20 protein-coding genes and 3 pseudogenes are annotated in these 20,050 nt (G+C 63.1%); 17 read left to right on the forward strand and 6 right to left on the reverse strand.

Features of this window, described 5'->3' with window-relative positions; translation table 11 throughout:
* Window positions 1-98: 98 nt before the first annotated feature.
* On the reverse strand, window positions 99-1,478 hold the full coding sequence (locus tag MXAZACID_RS14885; RefSeq protein ID WP_008495300.1) for a PLP-dependent aminotransferase family protein: 1,380 nt from the start codon (window positions 1,476-1,478) through the stop codon (window positions 99-101).
* Window positions 1,479-1,831: 353 nt separating this feature from the next.
* Between MXAZACID_RS14885 and MXAZACID_RS14890 the strand changes: the two genes are divergently transcribed.
* From MXAZACID_RS14890 to MXAZACID_RS14945, 12 genes and pseudogenes are all read left to right on the forward strand, one after another.
* Window positions 1,832-2,314, forward strand: a complete 483-nt coding sequence (locus MXAZACID_RS14890) for an MSMEG_0572/Sll0783 family nitrogen starvation response protein (protein WP_008495301.1) — start codon at window positions 1,832-1,834, stop codon at window positions 2,312-2,314.
* Window positions 2,315-2,318: 4 nt separating this feature from the next.
* Complete coding sequence (locus tag MXAZACID_RS14895; RefSeq protein ID WP_008495302.1) at window positions 2,319-3,305, forward strand: Nit6803 family nitrilase; 987 nt, start codon at window positions 2,319-2,321, stop codon at window positions 3,303-3,305.
* Entirely contained in the window at window positions 3,286-4,392 is a 1,107-nt protein-coding gene (locus MXAZACID_RS14900; RefSeq protein ID WP_008495304.1) for an MSMEG_0568 family radical SAM protein, read from the forward strand. The genes MXAZACID_RS14895 and MXAZACID_RS14900 overlap by 20 nt, the downstream gene beginning before the upstream one ends.
* A complete protein-coding gene (locus MXAZACID_RS14905) occupies window positions 4,392-4,931 on the forward strand; it encodes an MSMEG_0567/Sll0786 family nitrogen starvation N-acetyltransferase (protein WP_008495305.1) in 540 nt (179 codons plus the stop codon). Before MXAZACID_RS14900 ends, MXAZACID_RS14905 begins: the two co-directional genes overlap by 1 nt.
* Entirely contained in the window at window positions 4,928-5,872 is a 945-nt protein-coding gene (locus MXAZACID_RS14910) for a sll0787 family AIR synthase-like protein (RefSeq protein ID WP_008495306.1), read from the forward strand. Before MXAZACID_RS14905 ends, MXAZACID_RS14910 begins: the two co-directional genes overlap by 4 nt.
* Window positions 5,869-6,999 carry an MSMEG_0565 family glycosyltransferase gene (locus tag MXAZACID_RS14915; protein WP_144052827.1) on the forward strand — a complete coding sequence of 377 codons (1,131 nt, stop codon included), beginning with the start codon at window positions 5,869-5,871 and terminating at the stop codon, window positions 6,997-6,999. The genes MXAZACID_RS14910 and MXAZACID_RS14915 overlap by 4 nt, the downstream gene beginning before the upstream one ends.
* Window positions 6,992-7,285 (forward strand): MSMEG_0570 family nitrogen starvation response protein, encoded by a 294-nt coding sequence (locus MXAZACID_RS14920; RefSeq protein ID WP_008495308.1) that lies wholly within the window; start codon window positions 6,992-6,994, stop codon window positions 7,283-7,285. The genes MXAZACID_RS14915 and MXAZACID_RS14920 overlap by 8 nt, the downstream gene beginning before the upstream one ends.
* On the forward strand, window positions 7,285-8,532 hold the full coding sequence (locus tag MXAZACID_RS14925; RefSeq protein ID WP_008495309.1) for an MSMEG_0569 family flavin-dependent oxidoreductase: 1,248 nt from the start codon (window positions 7,285-7,287) through the stop codon (window positions 8,530-8,532). Before MXAZACID_RS14920 ends, MXAZACID_RS14925 begins: the two co-directional genes overlap by 1 nt.
* Window positions 8,532-10,277, forward strand: a complete 1,746-nt coding sequence (locus MXAZACID_RS14930; protein WP_008495310.1) for an AMP-binding protein — start codon at window positions 8,532-8,534, stop codon at window positions 10,275-10,277. Before MXAZACID_RS14925 ends, MXAZACID_RS14930 begins: the two co-directional genes overlap by 1 nt.
* Window positions 10,278-10,431: 154 nt before the next feature.
* On the forward strand, window positions 10,432-10,989 hold the full coding sequence (locus tag MXAZACID_RS18875) for a hypothetical protein (protein ID WP_008495311.1): 558 nt from the start codon (window positions 10,432-10,434) through the stop codon (window positions 10,987-10,989).
* Window positions 10,913-11,374 (forward strand): annotated as a pseudogene (locus tag MXAZACID_RS14940) (transglutaminase family protein); the annotation flags it as partial. The gene MXAZACID_RS18875 and the pseudogene MXAZACID_RS14940, both read left to right, overlap by 77 nt.
* Window positions 11,375-11,639: 265 nt before the next feature.
* Window positions 11,640-11,849 (forward strand): cold-shock protein, encoded by a 210-nt coding sequence (locus tag MXAZACID_RS14945; RefSeq protein ID WP_008495313.1) that lies wholly within the window; start codon window positions 11,640-11,642, stop codon window positions 11,847-11,849.
* A 706-nt stretch (window positions 11,850-12,555) separates the two neighbouring features.
* Here MXAZACID_RS14945 and MXAZACID_RS18880 read toward each other — a convergent pair.
* Both MXAZACID_RS18880 and MXAZACID_RS18425 read right to left on the reverse strand, forming a co-directional pair.
* The gene (locus MXAZACID_RS18880) at window positions 12,556-12,789 is read right to left on the reverse strand and encodes a hypothetical protein (RefSeq protein WP_205619824.1); all 234 of its coding nucleotides are present in this window, start codon (window positions 12,787-12,789) and stop codon (window positions 12,556-12,558) included.
* Window positions 12,790-12,835: 46 nt separating this feature from the next.
* Complete coding sequence (locus tag MXAZACID_RS18425; RefSeq protein ID WP_083878822.1) at window positions 12,836-13,030, reverse strand: cold-shock protein; 195 nt, start codon at window positions 13,028-13,030, stop codon at window positions 12,836-12,838.
* A gap of 210 nt (window positions 13,031-13,240) precedes the next feature.
* On the opposite strand from MXAZACID_RS18425, the gene MXAZACID_RS17990 reads away from it, so the two are divergent.
* From MXAZACID_RS17990 to MXAZACID_RS14970, 4 genes are all read left to right on the forward strand, one after another.
* On the forward strand, window positions 13,241-15,211 hold the full coding sequence (locus MXAZACID_RS17990; protein ID WP_083878824.1) for a Hint domain-containing protein: 1,971 nt from the start codon (window positions 13,241-13,243) through the stop codon (window positions 15,209-15,211).
* A 245-nt stretch (window positions 15,212-15,456) separates the two neighbouring features.
* Window positions 15,457-16,521, forward strand: coding sequence for a type III polyketide synthase (locus tag MXAZACID_RS14960; RefSeq protein WP_008495317.1), 1,065 nt, complete (start codon window positions 15,457-15,459; stop codon window positions 16,519-16,521).
* A 35-nt stretch (window positions 16,522-16,556) separates the two neighbouring features.
* A complete protein-coding gene (locus MXAZACID_RS14965; protein WP_205619825.1) occupies window positions 16,557-17,210 on the forward strand; it encodes a methyltransferase domain-containing protein in 654 nt (217 codons plus the stop codon).
* The gene (locus tag MXAZACID_RS14970) at window positions 17,207-18,346 is read left to right on the forward strand and encodes an NAD(P)/FAD-dependent oxidoreductase (RefSeq protein ID WP_008495319.1); all 1,140 of its coding nucleotides are present in this window, start codon (window positions 17,207-17,209) and stop codon (window positions 18,344-18,346) included. Before MXAZACID_RS14965 ends, MXAZACID_RS14970 begins: the two co-directional genes overlap by 4 nt.
* Before the next feature lie 112 nt (window positions 18,347-18,458).
* Here MXAZACID_RS14970 and MXAZACID_RS14975 read toward each other — a convergent pair.
* Both MXAZACID_RS14975 and MXAZACID_RS20335 read right to left on the reverse strand, forming a co-directional pair.
* Window positions 18,459-18,956 (reverse strand): annotated as a pseudogene (locus MXAZACID_RS14975) (transposase); the annotation flags it as partial.
* A gap of 52 nt (window positions 18,957-19,008) precedes the next feature.
* Window positions 19,009-19,380: pseudogene (locus tag MXAZACID_RS20335) on the reverse strand (IS66 family transposase); the annotation flags it as partial.
* Between the two features lie 24 nt (window positions 19,381-19,404).
* Between MXAZACID_RS20335 and MXAZACID_RS19820 the strand changes: the two are divergent.
* On the forward strand, window positions 19,405-19,626 hold the full coding sequence (locus MXAZACID_RS19820; protein ID WP_205619826.1) for a hypothetical protein: 222 nt from the start codon (window positions 19,405-19,407) through the stop codon (window positions 19,624-19,626).
* Between the two features lie 127 nt (window positions 19,627-19,753).
* Here MXAZACID_RS19820 and MXAZACID_RS14980 read toward each other — a convergent pair.
* Window positions 19,754-20,050, reverse strand: a 297-nt coding sequence (locus tag MXAZACID_RS14980; protein ID WP_008495324.1) for an IS3 family transposase, incomplete at its 5' end; no start/stop codon positions are given.

The raw sequence follows: 20,050 nt of genomic DNA on the forward strand, positions 1-20,050 counted from the left end.
GCTAGAATTGACCGCCGGAGTAATCCAGGAAGACGCTGCTTCCCGTTTGATGAATGTGATCCTTTATGAGGATAAGTTACCGAGACTAATTTAGGGTCTTAAAAAATATCCGAGGTCGCGGCCGGGCTGTTGGCGAGGCTATGGGCCATGAAGGTGAGGGCGGATTGGAGCTCCGCCCGGCTGGTCGGCCCGCCCAGGCAGATCCGCGCCGCTTCCGGCGGGTTGGAGGAGACGCTGAACGCGTCGGAGGTCACCACGCCGATGCCCACCGCCCGCATCTGCCCCGCAAAGGCAGCCCGGCTCCAACCAGCCGGTAGGTTCATCCAAAGATTGAAGCTGAGCGGGTCGGTCTGGCACAGCCCTGGCGGCAGCAGCTCCGCCGCCAGCTTCTGCCGGGCGGCGGATTCGGTGCGGATGAAGCGCAGAATGGAATCGCCCGTGCCATCCTCGATCCAGCGTGTCGCCAATGCCGCAGTGAGCGGCGATGCCATGACGATATTGGCGCGCATCAAAGCCGCGAAATTCCAGCCCGCTTTGGCGTCCGGGGCGATGACATAAGCTATCCGCAAGCCCGCCCCGAAACATTTGGCCAGGCCGGCGACATGCCATGTCAGCTCCGGCGCCAAGGCCGCAAAGGGGGGCGGAGCATGGGCGGGGATGAAGCCATAGGCATCGTCCTCGATAATCGGCAGGCGGTGCCGGCGGGCAATCTCGGTCAGTGCCTCGCGCCGGTTGGCGGGCACGGTCAGGGTGGTCGGGTTCTGCAAGGTCGGGTTCAGATACAGCGCCTTTGGCCGGGCCCGCGCGCAAAGATCCGCCAGCGCCTCGGGCAGGATGCCGTGCTCATCCATCGCCAAGCCGTAAAGCTGCGCCTTATGCTGCGCGGCGATGGCCCGTACCCCGGGATAGGTGATGCTCTCGCACAACACCGTATCGCCCGGCTGGACCAGCAGGCTGAAGATCGCCGAAAGCGCAGGGTGCGCGCCGGGGGTGATGAAGAGCCGTTCCTGCGAAGGCACCAGCCCGCGCCGTCCCAGCCAGCTGGATGCGGCATCCTTGGCCTGGGGCGAGCCACCGAAGCCCTGGTAATGCAGCAGCGGCACCAGATCCCGCGCCACCTCATCAAGTCCCGCCTGCATGCGCTCGATCAGCGCCGGATCATCCGGATCCGGCGGTAGGTTCATGGTCAGGTCCACCGGCGCGGTGCGCAGGCTGGCCTTGCTGCCCGTCCGGGTGCGGCTGCGCACAAAGGAGCCGCGCCCGACGGTGGAATCCAGCACGCCCCGCCGCGCTGCCTCGCTATAGCCGCGCGCCACGGTCGTGAAATCCACCCCCAGCGCGCCGGCCAGCTTGCGCTGCGGCGGCAGCTTGTCTCCGGCCGCCAGCGTGCCGGCCGCCAGCCCCTCCTCGATCGCATCCGCGATCGCGAGATAAAGCGGCTTGTCGCTCTTCAGAATAGTGGCGGCCCAGTCAATCATCGGAGATGTCCAGTCAATCTGCCCGGAAGCATGGATTTTTGCCGAACTAAAGTCAATTGACCGGACCTTGTTGCATCTCCCGCGCCGCGGCGTGAATAAAGTTTTAACAAAACCCTGCAGAATTTTCTGGAAATGCGCCTCGTAAATAAGCGAAGATTTAAAATACAGGCATTGCTTTGCCGATATAAGATGCAGTCAATAAACACAGTCAAACTAAAAATTGAATACATTTAAGTATGTAAATTGAATAGATTCAATGATGCATTCTTATCGCTAGTCATTTGGCACGGCCCTTGCTGAAGACGCTTTGTCCCCCCGCCTTCGGAGGGGCCAACAGCCAAGGAGTGTCCCCTATGCCTACCGTGACCGCCCCCGCGCATCAGAGCGGCGAATTCTATGTCGACTACGAAGAGAAAGTGTTCGAGGATGTGAAGGCGGCGCCTGGCGAAAAGGCGCTGGTCACCTTCCACACCGTGGCGTTTGAGGGCTCCATCGGCTTCGTCAATCTGCTCCAGGCCACCCGGCTGCAGCGCAAGGGCTTCGAGACTTCGGTGCTGCTCTACGGCCCCGGTGTCACGCTCGGCGTGCAGCGCGGCTTTCCCAAGCTGGGTGATGAAGCCTTCCCCGGCCACCAGAATTTCAACAAGCAGATCGCGAAATTCATGGAAGAGGGCGGCAAGGTCTATGCCTGCCGCTTCGCGCTGCAGGCGCTCTATGGCCATGGCGAACCCTCGCTGATCCCCGGCATCCGGCCGATCAACCCGACCGACGTGCTGGATGTGATTCTGCTGCACCGGCGCGACAACGCCTTCATCCTCGATACCTGGACGCTGTGAGGCGATGATGCAGCCACGCACCTCCCTACGCGCCGGCGCGGTGCAGATCGCTCCCGACCTGGAGCGGCCGGGCGGCACGCTGGAGCGCGTGCTGGCGGCTCTGGCGGAGGCGGCGGGGAGGGGCGTGGAGTTTATCGTCTTTCCCGAGACCTTCCTGCCCTGGTATCCGTATTTCTCTTTTATCGACCCGCCGGTGAAAACCGGCGCGTCGCATCTGAAGCTTTACGAACAGGCGGTAACGGTACCGGGGCCGGTGACCCAGGCCATCGCCGAGGCGGCGCGCAAATACCGGATGGTGATCGTGCTTGGCGTGAATGAGCGCGATCACGGCACGCTTTATAACGCGCAGCTGATTTTCGATGCGGACGGCGCGCTGTTGCTCAAGCGCCGTAAGATCACGCCTACTTTTCATGAGCGCATGATCTGGGGCCAGGGCGATGGCGCCGGCTTGCAGGTTGTACCCAGTGCCGTCGGGCGGATCGGCGCGCTGGCCTGCTGGGAGCATTATAATCCGCTGGCGCGCTATGCGTTGATGGCCCAGCATGAGGAAATCCACGCGGCGCAATTCCCGGGCGCACTGGTCGGCGATATTTTCGCCGAGCAGATCGAGGTGACGATCCGCCATCACGCGTTGGAGAGCGGCTGCTTCGTGGTCAACGCCACCGGCTGGCTCACTGATACGCAGGTGGAAAAAATCTGCCCCAATGAGGCGCTGCGCCCGGCTTTGCGCGGCGGCTGCATGAGCGCGATCATCACGCCCGAAGGCCGGCATGCGGCCCCGCCGCTCACCAGCGGCGAGGGCATCCTGGTCGCGGATCTCGATCTCGGGCTGATCCTCAAGCGCAAGCGGATGATGGACAGTATCGGCCATTATGCGCGCCCCGAACTTCTGAGCCTCAATCTCGATAATCGCCCGGCGCTGCCGATGCGCCCGGCGCAGCCCCTTCCCCCCATCCCATGGAGCCAGGACAATGCTGACGCAGAGATTTGACGCCGATCTGATCGCCGATCTGCAAAGCCACGGCGTAAGGCTGCAAGGCGCTGAGACCGGCCTTGCCAGCCGCAAAGGCGGAGCGGGGCCGACCGACCATAAGGCGATGGTGCTGGGCGGCATGAGCGTGATGGTGCCGGTGCATACCGCCCCCGCCGCGCAGAGCCCGTTCCTGCTGGAGACGCCGGATGAATTCGGCAATGCCATCCTCCGGCGCGGAGGCGAGGTGGCGGGGCTGGTGCGCCTGCCTAAACAGCCCCGCTTCTATGGCCTGACCACCCAGGACGGCGTGCCCTACTCGAAGATCGCCGTGCTGCACGGGCAGGATGTGCTGGCCACCACCGTGCTGCAAAGCTGCGTGCGCTATGTCAGCGCGGAAAAAAGCTGCCAATTCTGCGCCATCGGCGCCTCGCTCGCGGCGGGGCGCACCATCGAGCGCAAAACCCCGGCCCAGCTCGCGGAAGTCGCCAAGGCGGCGGTCGCGCTGGACGGGGTGAAGCATATGGTGATGACAACGGGAACTCCGCCGGGCAAGGATCGCGGCGCGGCGATCCTGGCGGAGAGTGCGGCCGCGGTGAAGGCGGCGGTGGATCTGCCGATCCAGGTGCAATGCGAGCCGCCGGATGAAGATGTCTGGTTCGAGCGGCTGAAGGCGGCCGGCGCGGATGCGCTGGGCATGCATCTGGAGGCGGTGACGCCCGAAGTTCGGGCGCGGATCATGCCCGGCAAGGCGCAGGTGCCGCTTTCGCGCTATATGTCGGCCTTCGAGGCCGCGGTGCCGGTGTTCGGGCGCGGGCAGGTTTCCACCTACATTCTGGCGGGGCTGGGCGACACGCGCGAAGCGATCCTGGACATGTCCGAGACGCTGGCGGCGATGGGGGTTTATCCGTTCGTGGTGCCCTTCGTGCCGGTTTCCGGCACGGCGCTGGCCAACCACCCAGCCCCCAGGCCGGAGTTCATGCGCGCGCTGCTGGAGCCGCTGGCCGGGATCATCCGCAAAGGCGGGCTGGCGGCGGAAGACATCAAAGCCGGGTGCGGCAAATGCGGTGCCTGCTCGGCGCTCTCCGCCTATGAACGGAGGCTGTGATGTTCGAGCCCTTCCGCGCCTTCCTGCCTAGCGAATATCAGGTGAAAGCGGCCACCGAAGGCTGGGAATTCCGCGCCGCCGCCAGGCTTCGCCGCCAGGTTTTCTGCGCGGAGCAAGGGATTTTCCAGCAGCATGACCGCGATGCGATCGATGATGTCGCCCTGCCGCTGGTTGCCGTCTCGCTGCTCGGCGTCGCGGCCGGCGAGGTGGCGGGGACGGTGCGCATCCATGAGGCCGAGCCCGGGCTCTGGTGGGGCTCGCGCCTGGCGGTGGCGCCGGAATTTCGCCGCGCCGGGGCGCTGGGGGCGGCGTTGATCCGCCTGGCTGTCGGCAGCGCGCATGGGCGCGGTGCGAAGCGCTTTCTGGCGCATGTGCAGGCGCAGAATGTGAAAATGTTCCAGCGTCTGCATTGGCACACTCTGGAGGAGATGGAATTGCACGGCCGCAACCACGCGCTGATGCAGGCAGATCTCGCCGCCTACCCGGCCATTCGCGATCCTGCCCTGGGGTTTCGCGCGCTGGCGAGGCAGGCGGCATGAGCCTGCACGAACTCGCTGGCGAGTTGCGTGCCCATGCCGGGCTGGCGGCGAAGCGCGATGTCGCCGCGGTGAGCGCGCTGCTCGGCGCCCAGGCGCCGGGGCTGGGGGATGATTGCGCGGCAATCCCGGATGGGGAGGACCATCTGCTCTTCGCCATCGAAGGCTTCATCGCCCAGTTCGTCGAGGCGGATCCCTGGTTCGCGGGCTGGTGCGGGGTGATGGTCAATCTTTCGGACATCGCGGCGATGGGCGGGCGCGCCATCGCGGTGGCGGATGCGATCTGGGCGAAGGGCGAGAAGGGGGCGGAGTCGGTTCTGGCCGGCATGGCGGCGGCGGCGCGTGCCTACGGCGTGCAGGTGGCGGGCGGGCACAGCAATTTCCGCAGCGCCCAGGGGCAGCTCGCGGTTTCGGTGATGGGGCGGGCGAAAAAACTGCTCAGCTCCTTCGCGGCGAAACCCGGCGAGCTGTTGATCGCGGCGATTGATCTGCGCGGCGCCTACCGGCCGGTGTTCGATAATTTCCAGGCGGCACTCGATGCCCCCCCTGAGCGGCTGCGTGGCGATCTCGAATTGTTGCCCGAAATTGCCGAGGCCGGGCTGAGCGGTGCTGCGAAGGATATCAGCCAGGCCGGGCTGGTGGGCACGGCGGCGATGTTCGCGGAATGCTCAGGTGTCGGCATGCGCATCAACCCGCATCTGGTGCCACGGCCCGAAGGGGTTACGCTGGCGCGCTGGTTGAAGAGTTTCCCGAGCTATGGCTATCTGCTCACCGCCACGCCGGAGGATGCACCGGCGTTGCTGGCACGCTTTGCCGGGCGCGGCATTGGCGCGGCGGTGATCGGCGCGGTCGAGGCGCATCAGAAAATCCTGCTCGATGATGGCGCTTCCTGCGAGGAGATCTGGGATTTCGCGGCGCAGGCGCTGATGGGATGTGCGGCATGAGAATCGCCATGCTTACCCATTCCACCAATCCGCGCGGCGGGGTGGTGCATGCGCTGGAGCTGTGCGAGGCGTTGGCGCAGGTCGGGCATCATCCGGTATTGTTCGCGCCGGATACAACGGGGGCAGGATTTTACCGTGCGGCCGCCTGCGAAACCCGCCCCTGGCCCGCGGCTGCGGCGCCGCGCGAGGTGGCGGCCCTGGTGGCGCGGCGCCGGGCGGAATTGTTGTGTCTGTTCACGCCGGATCTGTGCGCGGGGTTCGATCTGTTTCATGCGCAGGATTCGATTTCCGCCAATGCCCTGGCGGATCTTCAGGATGCAGGGCGGATCGGTGCCTATCTGCGCACCGTGCATCATCTCGATGACTTCGCCGATCCGGAACTGGCGGCTTTGCAGGCGCGCGGGGTGAACGCGGCACGCACCTTGTTCGCGGTAAGCCCGGCCGGACGGGCGGCGTTGGCGGCTTCGTTCGGGCGCGATGCCACGCTGATCGGCAACGGCGTTGATACAGCGCGGTTTTCACCGATGCCGGATGCGCAGGATGCAGCGCTGCGCGCGCGCCTGACGCTGGGTTCGGGGCCGGTGGTGCTGAGCCTAGGCGGGGTTGAAAAGCGCAAGAATACGCTGGGGATTTTGCAAGGATTCCGAGCGTTTCGCGCAGCCCATGCGCAAGCTGTGCTGGTGATCGCCGGCGGGGCGAGCCTGCTCGACCATAGCGCTTACCAACGCGAATTTTTCGATGCCCTGGCGCAAAGTGGTCTGCCGGACGGCGCGGTGCGCGTTCTCGGCAAAATCCCCCAGAGCGATATGCCGGCACTCTACCGCCTGGCGGATATGCTGGCCTTCCCCTCGCTGCATGAAGGGTTTGGCCTGGCCGTGCTGGAAGCGATGGCGAGCGGCACCCCGGTGCTGGTGCCGCGTTGTCCGCCTTTCACCGATTATCTCACAGAGCCCGACGCCGCCTGGTGCGATGCGGGCGACATTGCCGGCGCCATGCAATTTTGCCTGCGCCATGCGGCAGCTTTGCGCGCGAGCGGGCTGCAGGTGGCGGCGCGCTGGCGCTGGGCGGATGTCGCGGCGGCGCATCTGCCGATTTATCAACAGCAAAGAGAGCCAGCCCATGCCTGAGATGTGGTTCGATATTTCCTGGCCGGATGGGCGTGAGGAGCGTTGCTATTCGCCCTCCTTGATCGTCCGCGAGCGCCTGACGGAGGATACCGCCTACGCGTTGCCAGCCTTCATGGCGCGGGCAGAAGAGGCGCTGCGCGAGGCCTCCGCAAGGGTGCAGGCGAAATACGGCTTTCCCTGCAGCCGGGCGCTCGGGCAGATCGAACGGCTGCAGGCGAGCGCGAAAAGTTTTGACCATCAGCCCGGCGCGCTGGTGCGCGTGCGGCAATTTCTGGACAAAGGATGATGGGGATGACCGAGTATAAACCGCATGAAATCGACGTCGCGGTGATCGGTGGCGGCCAGGCGGGGCTTTCCGCCAGCTATTATCTGAAAGAGCAGGGGATTTCTCATATCGTCTTTGAGCGCGGACAGGCGATGGAGGCCTGGCGGGCGCAGCGATGGGATAATTTCTGCCTCGTAACCCCCAACTGGCAATGCCAGCTGCCGGGGCATGGCTATGGGGGGGCGGACCCGGATGGCTTCATGCGTAAGCCGGAAATCATCGAGTATCTTGAAGCATTCAAGAAAAAGCTCGATCCTCCCTTGCGTGAGGGGGTGGAGGTGACGCGCGTGGCGCCGCGCGCGCAGGGCGGGTTTGAGATCGTCACCTCGGAGGGGCGCTTTGCGGCGAGCCAAGTGGTCGTGGCCAGTGGTGGCTACCGCGAGCCGATCATCCCCCGCTTCGCCGAGCGGCTGCCGGCGTCGATTTTACAGATCCAGTCGGCGGATTACCGGAATGCCGCGCAACTTCCAGAGGGCGAGGTGCTGGTGGTCGGCTCCGGCCAGTCCGGCGCGCAGATCGCAGAGGATCTGCATCTGGCAGGAAAGCGCGTGCATCTGGCGGTGGGCAATGCGCCGCGCTGTGCGCGCTTCTACCGGGGGCGCGATGTCGTCGCCTGGCTGGCGGATATGGGCTATTACGAAATGTCGGTGGAAGAGCATCCGCTGCGTGAAGGCGTGCGCGACAACACCAACCATTATGTCACCGGGCGCGATGGCGGGCGGGATATCGATCTGCGTAAATTCGCCGCCGAGGGTATGCAGCTTTACGGCGCGCTGGACGGTTTCGCGCAGGGCGCGCTGCGCTTCAAGCCCGGGCTGACCCAGGCGCTGGACGCGGCGGACGCCACCTACAATTCCATCAACGCCGCCATCGATAAATTCATCGCCGCGCAAAATATCGAGGCGCCGCCGGCCTCCGTTTACGAGCCGGTATGGCGGCCCGAGGCTGAGCCTCAGGCGCTGAACGTCGACGGGCTGGCGGCGATCATCTGGTGCATCGGCTTCAAGCCCGATTTCGGCTGGCTGGATGCGCCGGTGTTCAACGGCGCCGGGCGCCCGGCGCATCGGCGCGGGGTTACCGCGCAGCCGGGGCTGTATTTCCTTGGCCTGCCCTGGCTGCATACATGGGGCTCGGGGCGCTTCTCTGGCGTGGCGCGGGATGCGGCCTTCATCGTGCAGCAGATCGTCACCGCGCTGGCGAGCGTCTGATGGACGGCACAGCTTGGCCAAGCACCTACGAAGCCGAATATGCAGCCTCGTTGGAGGATCCGCAGGGCTATTGGATGGCGCAGTCGCGGGTGCTCGACTGGGTGCGCCCGCCTCAGGCAGGGTTTGTGCTGCGCCCGGACGGCCAGGCCGGTTGGTTTCCCGGCGGCATGCTCAATCTCTGCGCCAATGCGCTGGACCGGCATGTCGCCGCCGGGCGCGGCGAGCAGGCCGCCTTGATCTGGGAGAGTCCCGCCTGCGGTGCCAGTGATATGTTCACCTACGCGGCGCTGCTGGCGCGTGTGGCCGGGTTTGCCGGGGGGCTGCGCGCGGCCGGGGTCGAGCCAGGGGACAGGGTGGTGATCTGCCTGCCGCCGATTCCGGAATGTTTCGTCGCCATGCTGGCCTGCGCCCGGCTGGGGGCGGTGCATGTCGTCGTCTTCGCCGGGTTCGCGCCGGCTGAGCTGGCGCGGCGGATCGAGGATGTCGATCCGAAGCTGGTGATCACCGCCAGCGCCACCTACCGCGCCGGCCGTGCCACGCCGCTGCTTCCCGGCGTGCGGGAGGCGACGCAGCGCAAGCTGGTCGTGGTGCAGCGCCCAGGCGCGCCGGCCCTGCTCGGCCCCGCAGAGAGCGACTTCGCCACGCTCGAGTACGCCGAACCGATCGTGCCGGTGCCGATGCCCGCCACTGCGCCGCTGTATATCCTGCACACGTCAGGCACCACGGGGCGGCCAAAAGGCGTGGTGCGCGATACTGGCGGCCATGGCGTGGTGCTCGCGCAGTCCATGCGCACGGTCTATGGACTCGGGGCCGGTGAGGTGTTCTTCACCACCGCAGATCCAGGCTGGGTGGTGGGGCATTCCTACGGGCTCTATGCGCCGCTGCTGGCGGGTTGCGCCACCGTGCTGGCCGAAGGCGCCGTGGGCCGGGCGGTGTGGGATATCTGCGCGCGGCATCGGGTGGCGGTGCTGTTTACGTCGCCTTCGGTGCTGCGCGCTCTGCGTCTTGCCAAGGCCGCGCCGCCGCCCTTGCCGCCGCTGCGGCGCATCTTTCTGGCGGGCGAGCGGGCGGATGCAGGCGACAGCGCTTGGGCCGCGCATGCCACCGGGGTGAAGGTGCTGGACCATTGGTGGCAGACCGAAACCGGCAGCGCCATGGCGGGAAGCTTCGCCGGTCTGGGTGATTATGCCGCGCCAGGCAGCAGCTTGCGCCCCGCGCCGGGTTATGAGCTCTGCGCGCTGGACGTGCAGGGGCAGGAACTGCCGCCGGGTCATGCCGGGGAGATCGCCGTGCGCTTGCCTCTGCCGCCGGGCTGCCTGACCGGCATGTGGGGCGCCACGCCAACCTGCTTCTCCTATTCCGGCTATTATCGCAGTTTCGATTACGGCGTCATCGCGCCGGATGGGGGAGTGAGCATCCTCTCCCGTACGGATGACGTGTTGAACATCGCCGGTCGGCGCCTGGGGGCGGGAGAGATCGAGGCGGCCATCGCAGATCATCCGGGGGTTATGGCCTGCGCCGTTATCGCCGCGCCGCACCGGCTGCGAGGGGAGGAGCCGGTCGGGTTCGTGGTGCCGCATCCGGAGGCAGGAGCCAAGCTGCAGCCAGAGATCATCGCCCTGGTGCGCGAGAGGTTGGGGGCGTTTGTCGGGCTGCGACGGATCGTGCTGGTGGAGGAGCTGCCGCGCACGAAATCCGGCAAGATCATCCGCCAAGCGCTGTCGGTACAAGTCGTGTTTGATTGACTGTATTAACCTTTAAATTGAATGCATTTAATTCGAAATTGATGGCAGTAACGCCAGCTTTTCACTGTTATTCTGTCAAATGATGGCCTATGTCAGACATTGTGAATGGCGGTGATTGACTGAATGTTGTTTCCATTCAATTTCGAGGTGTGAGATGCATTACAGTTTTGCCGCGACCACATTCCACTGGGTTTTCATCAGCCTGACGCTGGTGCTGTGCGTTGTCGCCTCGCTGCCCACCCGCGCCTGGCTGGGGGCCGGTGCATGGCTGCAGCAGCAGATGACGCGCTCAACATCCCAGCGGCTGCAAGCGAGCCTGGCGCCCTTCGCCGGGCGGTTTTCGCAGAGCGAGAGCTTTTTCGCGCGCGGCGGTGGGCTGGCGTTCGATGCGCCCCGCGGGCTGGTATTCCTGGCATCCATGGATGGCTTATCGGTCCAGTCCGCCATCTATCCTGCGGCGCTGATCGAAGCCGCGCAGGCGCGCTGCGTGGTGGAAAATGGCTTTCAGGATTTCGTGCTGGATGTCGGCATTAGCGGCCAGGCAGCCGGCTGGAGGCTGCGCTGCGCGAGCCAGGAGCTGGCGAATGAGATGAGTGCGGCGCTGGCGCGGTTCTGCGGGACACCAGACCAGGCTTTGGGACTTATTCGGCAAGATCCAGCCCGGCTGGGCGCGCGTGCAGGCAATATGCGACTTTGTCCATGGTCATATTAAGTTCGACTATATGCAGGCACGCGCGACCCGCACGGCGCTGGAAGCCTTCAATGAGCGCGTTGGGGTGTGCCGGGACTTCGCGCATCTGGCGGTTACCTTCTGCCGTTGCCTGAATATTCCCGCACGCTATGTGAACGGTCATCTGGGAGATATCGGTGTGCCGGTGGTTGATCCCATGGATTTCAGCGCTTGGATCGAAGTGTTTATCGGTGGAAAATGGCATAGCTTCGATCCACGCAATAATGTTCCAAGGATCGGCCGGATCGTTGTTGCCCGAGGCAGGGACGCGGCCGATGTACCCTTGATCAACTCCTTCGGCCCGCATGTGCTGAAATCTTTCCGGATCTGGACGTATGAGGTGGATGCGTCGTCAGTGGAGCCGTAGCCGTGCGCGCGGGGCCCTGATGGGATTGTCGCCGTTTTCTGAAACCCGGCATGGCCGAGTTTGTGTCTGATGCCACGGTACCATGGCGCGGTCTTGCAATTCACAGCGGAGCGGCCCATACTACCATTTATCGATCTTGCTACTGAACTTTGTTTCCCGCGTTAATCGCGTTGTTGACGATCTTCCTCCTCAAAGTCGATCTGAATAGCTTGTGGCGCATTCCGCGCCGCGGGTTGAACCGTGTGACTGATTGAAAGGAATCGTCATGAATATTGGAACCGTAAAATTCTTCAATACGGCCAAGGGGTTTGGTTTTATCAAACCCGATAACGGAAGCGATGATGTCTTCGTACATATTTCGGCTGTAGAGCGTGCTGGCATGCGCGTCATCACAGAAGGGCAGAAGTTGAGCTTCGAAATCGTCACGGACCACCGTAGCGGTAAAAAAGCAGTGGATAATCTGGCGGCTGTCTAAGCTTCAGCAATTTAGCCATTGCCTAAGCTGTGTACATCCCGCCGGATAGATAAGACGGCCCATGCCGCCTTATCTATAAAGCTCTCTGCCTAGTGAAGACGTGATTCCGGACTCCCGATACTGTCGATTGGACGGCGCCATGCAATTTAAGTGCATCGCACGATAAGCTCCTTTTATTCTCATCTTCATTATTTGACCGTGAAGAGTGTGGCACATCTGCTATTCGTTTCTTTACGAATGGCCCCACCATAAACTGTCGGTTGACCGCCGGCCAAGGAAGACGACCTGCTTTACCCTAATTTTCGTACGCAAGCGCAGAACATGCGTGTCAGCCGTACAATTATAACCCGCGCAATACCCGTTCCGGATATTCAGACCGAGTACACCAGGAAAGTACCTGCGTTCAAACTTACACAAGCCGAGATCCGCGAGATCGTTGAAAATATCATTGGTTAACCTTGCTGAACAATAGTCGCTCTCAAGATCCCGTGATCGAATTAAATGCAAAAAGTGCATAGCTCACAGCGATCATCGTAAAAATCACTGCGTGATCAGAGCGGTACAATCCAGCTTTAACATGATCCGTTCATGAGTGTGCAGCATTTAGGTCGATCAAGGAGATATTTCGTCCTTCACGGAGACACGAGCCGCAAAAAAAGCTGCGGCGTACTCCGTTGTTCATATTCATGCTGGAAAGATCCGAATGTCAGTCGACCTTCGCGCGCTCAGTCCTGAATATCTGCGGGCCGGTGTCGCTTAATTGGCTTTCACGAACCATACGCTCGTGTCCGTTTTCATTGCTCTGGATGCGGTATTGCAAATCACGTGTTTCACTAGGCATCTGACGACGAATGGTATAGAGGCCACGGTTGGCGTTTGGTTCGTGCGGCCCCGGCCTGAAGTCGACCGTTTGCCCGATAGCGAACTTATGTTGTGTCATAATCACCTTTTCAATCTGTTCCGATTCAATAACAAGACACCCGAAGTCAGGTAACTTGTGAGTTAATTGCCGATACTTTACCATATTGACTATCTTCCAGATGATAGGTGATCTTCTGGCCGTCATTCCAATGATCGAGACCCGAACGCTCGACGACGAAAACATGGACGAACACATCCTCTGATTTGTCATCAAGCATAATAAAGCCAAGGCTTTTTTGTAAATTGGTCCATTTAACTATACCCTGTGGCGTGGTGCATCTCCATCATACGTTGGCATCCACATGGTGTGGATCGAATTGTTCTCTAGAGAGGAAAGCCACCAGATGAGCATCGCATTCAAGGGCACACAACATCCGGATAAACAAGATATCCTTCTCCTAGATGGGCCCTCATGCAGAAAAATACAATCGAAAACTGTGTCGTAATTCTCAGTATTTAGTGACCAGCTCGTGTCATCTGGCGGCAAGGCCATTGGCACCACCGTCTATGGTGAAGAACAGGTCGTACTCGGTGGCGTTGCGTCCTCCACAACAATTGAAGCCGGTGGCGCGCTCCTCGCGGGCAGCAGTACTGTAAGCAACACGGTGGTGTTGAGCCGCGGCCTGGAGCAGCTTGGCGTTGCCAGCGTGGATACCGGCACCACAGTATCGGCTGGAGGTACCCAGTGGGTCTATGACACCGCCGTGGTGAATAATGCGGTGCTGAACGGCGGCATACAGGTTATCGGCGCCGTTACATCGTCAACAGCTTTCGGCACCCAGGCCACCTCGGGCGGTACGGCAACGGGTACCGTCGTCAACTCCGGCGGCACTGAATATGTCGGCTTCGATGCCACAGCGAGCGGCAAGCTCATCACCAGCGGCGGCACACAGCAGGTCGGCGGTTCAACGGTATGGAGCTATTATTACCAGGTATCGTCCGGGGTGGCAGGGTCGACGATATCGACCAATCTCAGTGGCGGTATCGTCTCCGGCACCATCCTTAGCGCCGGCGCGCCCCATGGCAGCGGTACCGAGACGACGCAGATCGTCGGCTCCGGCGGCACCGCCATCGATACCACTCTGGAAAGCTACGCCGTGCAGCGTGTGTCCGCCGGCGGCGTGGCGAGCGGCACGATCATTGACTCCGGTAATGTGCAAGCCGTGGGCTCCGGCGGCTCCTCGATTGACGCGGTGGTGAACAGCGGCGGCCTGGAGCAGGGCGCCGGGACTGTCAGCGGCACCACGGTGAGCAGCGGCGGTGTCGAAACCGTTAATAGCGGTGGCACCGCCGACAATGTGACGCTCAGCGGCGGCGTGCAGATCGTTGGTGGAACTCAATCGTCGACGCTCTCGGGTAGCGCGGCATTGACCGGCATCGCCTCCGGCACCGTCATCAGTGCCGGCGGCACCCAGTATGTGGGCTCGGGCGCCACGGTGACGGGTACGACCGTGACCAGTGGTGGCACACAGCAGATTGGTGGCTCTACGACCTACGATTACGCTCCGGGCACGATTATTTCGGTCACTCTTGGCGCAGGTGTCGCCACCGGCACCACAGTGTCCAATGGCGGTACCGAAATCGTTTCGTCTGGCGGTACGGCAAGCGGCACAACTGTGAGTTCCGGCGGTCTCGTCAAGGTTATCTCTGGCGGCAGCATCACCGGTACCGACCTGATCAGCGGTGGCACGATTAACCTCGCCTATGCCTCCTATGTCTCAGGGGCAACAGCGGTGCTGAATGCGAGCACAGACGTCTTGACCGTGACCGATGGCAGCAACAGCTACGATTTGCAGATGGCAGGCAGCTATACACAAGGGTTTGCCGTCATTGAGGCCAGCGATGGCTCGGTGGACATCATCCTCTGCTTCTATCCAGGCACGCGGCTTGCCGCCGAAGATGGCGAGATCGAAGTGCAGGATGTTAAAGCCGGCACAATGTTGCGCGTTGCAGACGGACGCGTGCTGCCCGTACGTTGGGTGGGACGCTCAGAAGTTTCCATGCGCTTCGCGGACCCGCTGCGCAGCCTGCCGATCCGCATCAAGGCGGGCGCCCTGGCAGATAACCTGCCGGTGCGCGACCTGCTGGTTTCTCCGGACCATGTGATGTTCTTGGACGATGTGCTCATACAGGCTGGGGCACTGATCAATGGCTTGACCATTCTGCGCGAGGAAAACGTGCCAGAGTACTTCACCTATTATCACGTCGAGTTGGAAACTCATGAATTGCTGCTCGCCGAAGGCGCACCAACTGAAAGTTTCGTGGATAACGTCGACAGGATGCATTTTCAGAATTGGGATGAGCGTGCGGCTGCCACACTTGCCGCGCCTATCGTGGAAATGCCTTATCCAAGGGCGAAATCCTACCGGCAGGTTCCGAAGAGGCTGCGGGCCATGCTGGAGGCGCGTGCCGGCCTGGCTGCAAACCGGGGTGTCGCCTGAGCCAAAACCAGCCAAAGCCTGGGGTGTTACATACATGCGGCGCGGGCTCGACGAGGTGCTGGCGCGGCAGGGGGCAACCCAGCTGATGGCCAAGGTGCGCTGTACGGCACCCATGTCTAGCCGCCGGTGGACTCGGTTGTGGGAAGGGTTCATGCTGCGAGATGATCGATCCGTATTGTGCTGGTCGTAAACCAGTGCGCGGATCCTGCTTATAGAAGCGGTTCCCAACAACAATGAAGTAGGAAATGACCCAGGCGTATATCAACAGGATCGGCACGGCGCGGCCGCCTCATGACGTCCACGCCGCTTTCCAGGATTACACCGCTCGCGGTCTGCCCGATGAGCGGCAGCGGGCGTTGTTTCACCGGATGGCCAGGCGGGCGGGGATTTCGCACCGCTATTCCGTGCTGCACCAGGACGGCATGGTGGAGGCCGCCGCCCCGACGCCGGGCTTCTACCGCCGCGGCGCCTTTCCGGGCACCGCGGCGCGCATGCGAACCTACGCCGCGCATGCCCCAGCATTGGCGGAACAGGCTGTCAGCCAGCTCGACCTGCAGGGCCGGGCCCAGGAGATCACGCATCTCGTCGTCGCCTCCTGCACCGGCTTCATGGCCCCCGGGCTGGACCAGATCCTCGCCGCCCGGTTGGGGCTGCGCGTGGATCTGCAGCGCACCATGGTCGGCTTCATGGGCTGTGCGGCGGCGGTGCCGGCGCTGCGCATCGCCCAGGCGGCAGTGCTGGCAGACCCGGCGGCGCGGGTGCTGGTGGTCAATCTCGAGCTGTGTACCCTGCACATGCAGGAGACCGACGCGCTGGAGGTGGCGCTGACTTTCCTGCTGTTCGGCGACGGCGCCACGGCGGCCCTGGTTACTGCTGAGCCGCACGGCTTCGCGCTGGAGGATTTCCGTAGCGTCCTGATTCCGGACAGCGAGGATTTCATCTCCTGGCATGTCGGCGACCAGGGGTTCGTCATGCATCTCTCCGGGCAGGTACCCGGGCGCATTGCCGCCGCGCTGCGCGCTGCTCCGGATTTCATCCTGCGCGGCGAAGGCACGCAGGCGCTGCAGCTCTGGGCCGTGCATGGCGGCGGGCGCAGCGTGCTGGATGCGGTGGAGGGCGCCTTCGGTCTGGAGGAAACGGCGCTGGCGCCGTCGCGCGCGGTGCTGGACGCGCATGGCAACATGTCCTCGGCTACCATCATGTTTGTCCTGGCCGGCATGCTGAAAACCGCGCCACCCGGCCAGCGCGGGCTGGCCATGGCCTTTGGCCCCGGCATGGTCACCGAAACCTTCCGATTCACCGCCCGCTGATGGATTTGTCCCGGCGCTCGACCCAAAGTGAGGCCATGGATGATCCGGCCATGGACGAGGCGGCGTATCGGCGCTGCCTGGCGGATCTGGCGGGGGTCAACCGGGTGACGCTGACCCATCGAGCGACCCTGCGCTGGCTGTCGGGCAAGACCCGAGCCCTGCCGCGCGGGAGAGAAATCTCAGTGCTGGATGTCGGCTGCGGGCAGGGGGATCTACTGCGCGCCATCGCTGACTGGGCGCGGCGTCGGCAGAGGCCCGTCGTCCTCATGGGGCTGGATCTGAACCCGCGCAGCGCGGCGTCGGCGCGCGCCGCCGGAGAGGGGGAGGAGATCACATACCTCACCGGCGATGTGTTCGCCTTCCAGCCGCCGCGCAAGCCGGATTTCATCGTCACCTCGCAATTCACCCACCATCTGCCGGATGACCAGATCGTCCAGCTACTCGGCTGGCTAGAGGCGCATGCCGCGCAAGGCTGGCATATTGCCGACCTGCACCGGCATTGGTTCGCCTATCACGGCTATCCACTACTCGCCCGGCTGTTCGGCTGGCACCCGATCGTCCGTGTCGACGGGCAGATTTCCATCGCCCGCGGTTTCACCAGGGCCGAGTGGGTGGTGTTGCTGGCGCGGGCTGGGGTGCAAGCACGCATTACCTGGCAGCCGCTGTTCCGCCACGCGGTGTCGACATGATCCTGGTGGTCGGTGGCGGCCCGGCCGGAGCGGCCTGTGCCATTGCCCTGGCGCAGGCCGGACGGGCGGTGACGCTGATCGAGCGCGAACCCGCCGCCACCGACAAGGTCTGCGGCGAGTTCGTCAGCGCCGAGGCGCAGGCCTACCTCACCCGGCTCGGGCTGCCCCCGGCGCTGCTGGGCGGACAGCCGATCACCAGACTGCGGCTGGTGCGCGGCGGCCGTACCATCACCGCGCCGCTGCCCTTCGCCGGGCGCGGCGTGCGGCGCCGGGGCGTGGACGAGACGCTGCTGGATGTGGCCGAGCAAAGCGGGGTGCGTGTGCGGCGCGGCCAGGCGGTACGGCGGATCGACAGCGGCGGGATCAGCGTTGAGGTCGGCGGCGAGGTTCTGCATCCTGCCACGCTGGTGCTGGCCAGCGGCAAGCATGAGGTGCGTGGCGCGGCGCGCCCGGCCCGGCCCGGCCGGCTGGTCGGGCTCAAATCCTATTTCTCTCTGGCCGCCGGTCCGCAGTCAGAACTCGTGCAGCATGTCGAGCTTATCATGTTCCGCGGCGGTTATGCCGGTCTGCAGATGGTTGAGGACGGACTCGCCAACCTCTCTTTGCTGGTCGACAAGGCGGTGCTGCGCGAGGCCGGCAATAAATGGCCGGCGCTGCTGGCCGGGCTGCAGCGCACTATCCCGCATCTGGCTTCAAGGCTGGACAAGGCGGCTGACCGCCTGCCGGAGCCGCTCGCCATCGCTGGCATGCCGTTCGGCTTCCTGCATCGGCCCCACGCCGCGGACCCGCCCGATTTGTTCCGGTTGGGCGACCAGGCGGCGGTCATCCAGTCCTTCACCGGGGACGGGCTGGCGATCGCCCTGCATAGCGCAGCCCTGGCGGCGGCTGCAATCATCGCCGGTGCGAGCGCGCAGACGTATCACCAGCAGTTGCGGACCGATGTAAGGTGGCAGGTGTTTCGTGCCGGGGCGTTGCATCACGCGCTGAGCGCCCCGCTGCTTGGCCCCGTTCTGTTCGCAGGCGCCGCTTTGTGGCCCGCAACCCTCGCCCGTGCCGCTGCCTGGACCCGCGTGCCCGAGGCGGCGCTGGCGCGCTGCCAGAGTCAAGCTCGGCCCGGCTTGTGCTCACTCAGATAAGTGGCCTGCGTGGGGATTTTTGAACCAGTTGAACTGAGACAAACTGGTTTAGAAAGGAGGGTAGCGTCCGTCAATGTGGTGGACATTCTGGTGTAGCTGAAGTGGCCATCGATCATGCGGCTGCGGTGGAAATCTGGTTTGGTTCAGCGTTGATCAGCGGGGGTGTAAGTTCAGCCATTCCCTCGATCTGCATATACCGGTTTTGTGTCTGCCACTCATCGTTTGCATCCAGCAGCACGGCACCGATCAGCCGGATGATCGCTGCCTCGTTTGGAAAGATGCCTACGACATCGGCGCGGCGTTTGACCTCTTTGTTCAAGCGTTCCAAGGGGTTGGTGCTGTGGATTTTGGTCCTGTGCTGGGCGGGAAAATCCATGTGCGCCAGCACGTCGATCTCGCTGTCATCGATAAACGTGCCGAGCTTTGGCCACTTGCCGCGGAGCTGATCGGCGACATGGCGCAGGGTCTGGCTGGCATTGGCGCGGTCAGGCTGGATGAACGCCTGGCGCAACGCGGCGGATGCCATGTTCTGCTGGGCCTTCGGGACATAGGACAGCGCGTTCCTCATCCAATGCACCCGACAGCGCTGCCAGGATGCGCCCATGACTTTTCGGCCGCACATGGCGGATGACTTTCAGCCGGGCCGGGATTTTCTCCAGCACCTCGGTGATGTCCTCGCCGAGTTTGACCAGATGCGTGCCGCCACAATTGGGGCAGACCTCGGCAGTTGGGTACACCACATCCTCACGCGGCAGATGCACCGGCAAAGGTTTGCGCACCGCCGGTGAGCGGGCCGGACGTGGCTGCGGGGTTGCTGCTACCCGTGCGGCTTCAGCTTCCTCAAGGTCTTCGAGCTGCAACTCCAACTGCTCGATCTGCGTGTCCAGCGCCTCGGACGATTGCCCGAACTGCATGCGCCGCAGCTTGTGCAACTGCGCTTTATACTGCTCGATAAGCAGGTGCGCCGTCGCCAGCTTTGCTGCGCGCTCGGCAAGTTGGGCTCGCAGGCTGACAATCTCGGCAGCGGCATCCATCGGCTTTTAATCTAGCCGAATCGCATGAAAATATCAAGAGTTTTTACGAATCAGCAGGCCGTTTCCAGTGTAAAGTTGCGCACCGGCGCGCGCCAGTCGATCCCCTCCAGCAGCATGGATAATTGCGCCATTGAGGTTGCTGTAGAAGACGGCGATCCGGTACCCAAGCCTTCTACTATAGAGACGGTGAGAGGAAATTCTGACTTCGGTGGGTGGATCATTAGCGAAGTTGATTTAGGAATATAATCCTAAATTGCCGATTGGCTAAATTAGCCAGACAGTAGCAAGTCAAGTTTGCTTCATAGTCCGCACCAGCTCGAATATTGCTCCGGCTAGTAATCCCCCCGTTTTTAACGGGGCATGTTCGTAGAATTCACGCGGCGAGTTTCAGTTTTTGAGCGGGCGTGATCCCACCGATGCCCATGTTGGGGCGCTCGTTGTTATAAGTCCAGAGCCATTTTGTGGCATGGTGTTGCGCCTCCTCGATACTTTCAATGATGTGCTGGTCGAGCCACTCATGCCGCACGGTCCTGTTATAGCGCTCGACATAGGCATTCTGCTGGGGCTTACCCGGCTGAATATGGCGGACGCTGATCTTCAACTTCTCAGCCCATGCGAGCAGCTTTCCGCTGATATATTCGGGGCCGTTATCAACACGAATGCTCACGGG

Origin of the sequence: Acidocella sp. MX-AZ02, assembly GCF_000306035.1 — a bacterium.
GTDB lineage: Bacteria > Pseudomonadota > Alphaproteobacteria > Acetobacterales > Acetobacteraceae > Acidocella > Acidocella facilis.

Coding starts and splice junctions, on each gene's coding strand:
- MXAZACID_RS14925 (WP_008495309.1), top strand. CDS start 7,285: ATGGGGATGACCGAGTATAAACCGCATGAAATCGACGTCGCGGTGATC.
- MXAZACID_RS14885 (WP_008495300.1), bottom strand. CDS start 1,478: ATGATTGACTGGGCCGCCACTATTCTGAAGAGCGACAAGCCGCTTTAT.
- MXAZACID_RS14890 (WP_008495301.1), top strand. CDS start 1,832: ATGCCTACCGTGACCGCCCCCGCGCATCAGAGCGGCGAATTCTATGTC.
- MXAZACID_RS14930 (WP_008495310.1), top strand. CDS start 8,532: ATGGACGGCACAGCTTGGCCAAGCACCTACGAAGCCGAATATGCAGCC.
- MXAZACID_RS14920 (WP_008495308.1), top strand. CDS start 6,992: ATGCCTGAGATGTGGTTCGATATTTCCTGGCCGGATGGGCGTGAGGAG.
- MXAZACID_RS14905 (WP_008495305.1), top strand. CDS start 4,392: ATGTTCGAGCCCTTCCGCGCCTTCCTGCCTAGCGAATATCAGGTGAAA.
- MXAZACID_RS14965 (WP_205619825.1), top strand. CDS start 16,557: ATGGATGATCCGGCCATGGACGAGGCGGCGTATCGGCGCTGCCTGGCG.
- MXAZACID_RS14900 (WP_008495304.1), top strand. CDS start 3,286: ATGCTGACGCAGAGATTTGACGCCGATCTGATCGCCGATCTGCAAAGC.
- MXAZACID_RS14960 (WP_008495317.1), top strand. CDS start 15,457: ATGACCCAGGCGTATATCAACAGGATCGGCACGGCGCGGCCGCCTCAT.
- MXAZACID_RS18880 (WP_205619824.1), bottom strand. CDS start 12,789: ATGACACAACATAAGTTCGCTATCGGGCAAACGGTCGACTTCAGGCCG.
- MXAZACID_RS14910 (WP_008495306.1), top strand. CDS start 4,928: ATGAGCCTGCACGAACTCGCTGGCGAGTTGCGTGCCCATGCCGGGCTG.
- MXAZACID_RS14895 (WP_008495302.1), top strand. CDS start 2,319: ATGATGCAGCCACGCACCTCCCTACGCGCCGGCGCGGTGCAGATCGCT.
- MXAZACID_RS14970 (WP_008495319.1), top strand. CDS start 17,207: ATGATCCTGGTGGTCGGTGGCGGCCCGGCCGGAGCGGCCTGTGCCATT.
- MXAZACID_RS14915 (WP_144052827.1), top strand. CDS start 5,869: ATGAGAATCGCCATGCTTACCCATTCCACCAATCCGCGCGGCGGGGTG.
- MXAZACID_RS14945 (WP_008495313.1), top strand. CDS start 11,640: ATGAATATTGGAACCGTAAAATTCTTCAATACGGCCAAGGGGTTTGGT.
- MXAZACID_RS18875 (WP_008495311.1), top strand. CDS start 10,432: ATGCATTACAGTTTTGCCGCGACCACATTCCACTGGGTTTTCATCAGC.
- MXAZACID_RS19820 (WP_205619826.1), top strand. CDS start 19,405: ATGAAAATATCAAGAGTTTTTACGAATCAGCAGGCCGTTTCCAGTGTA.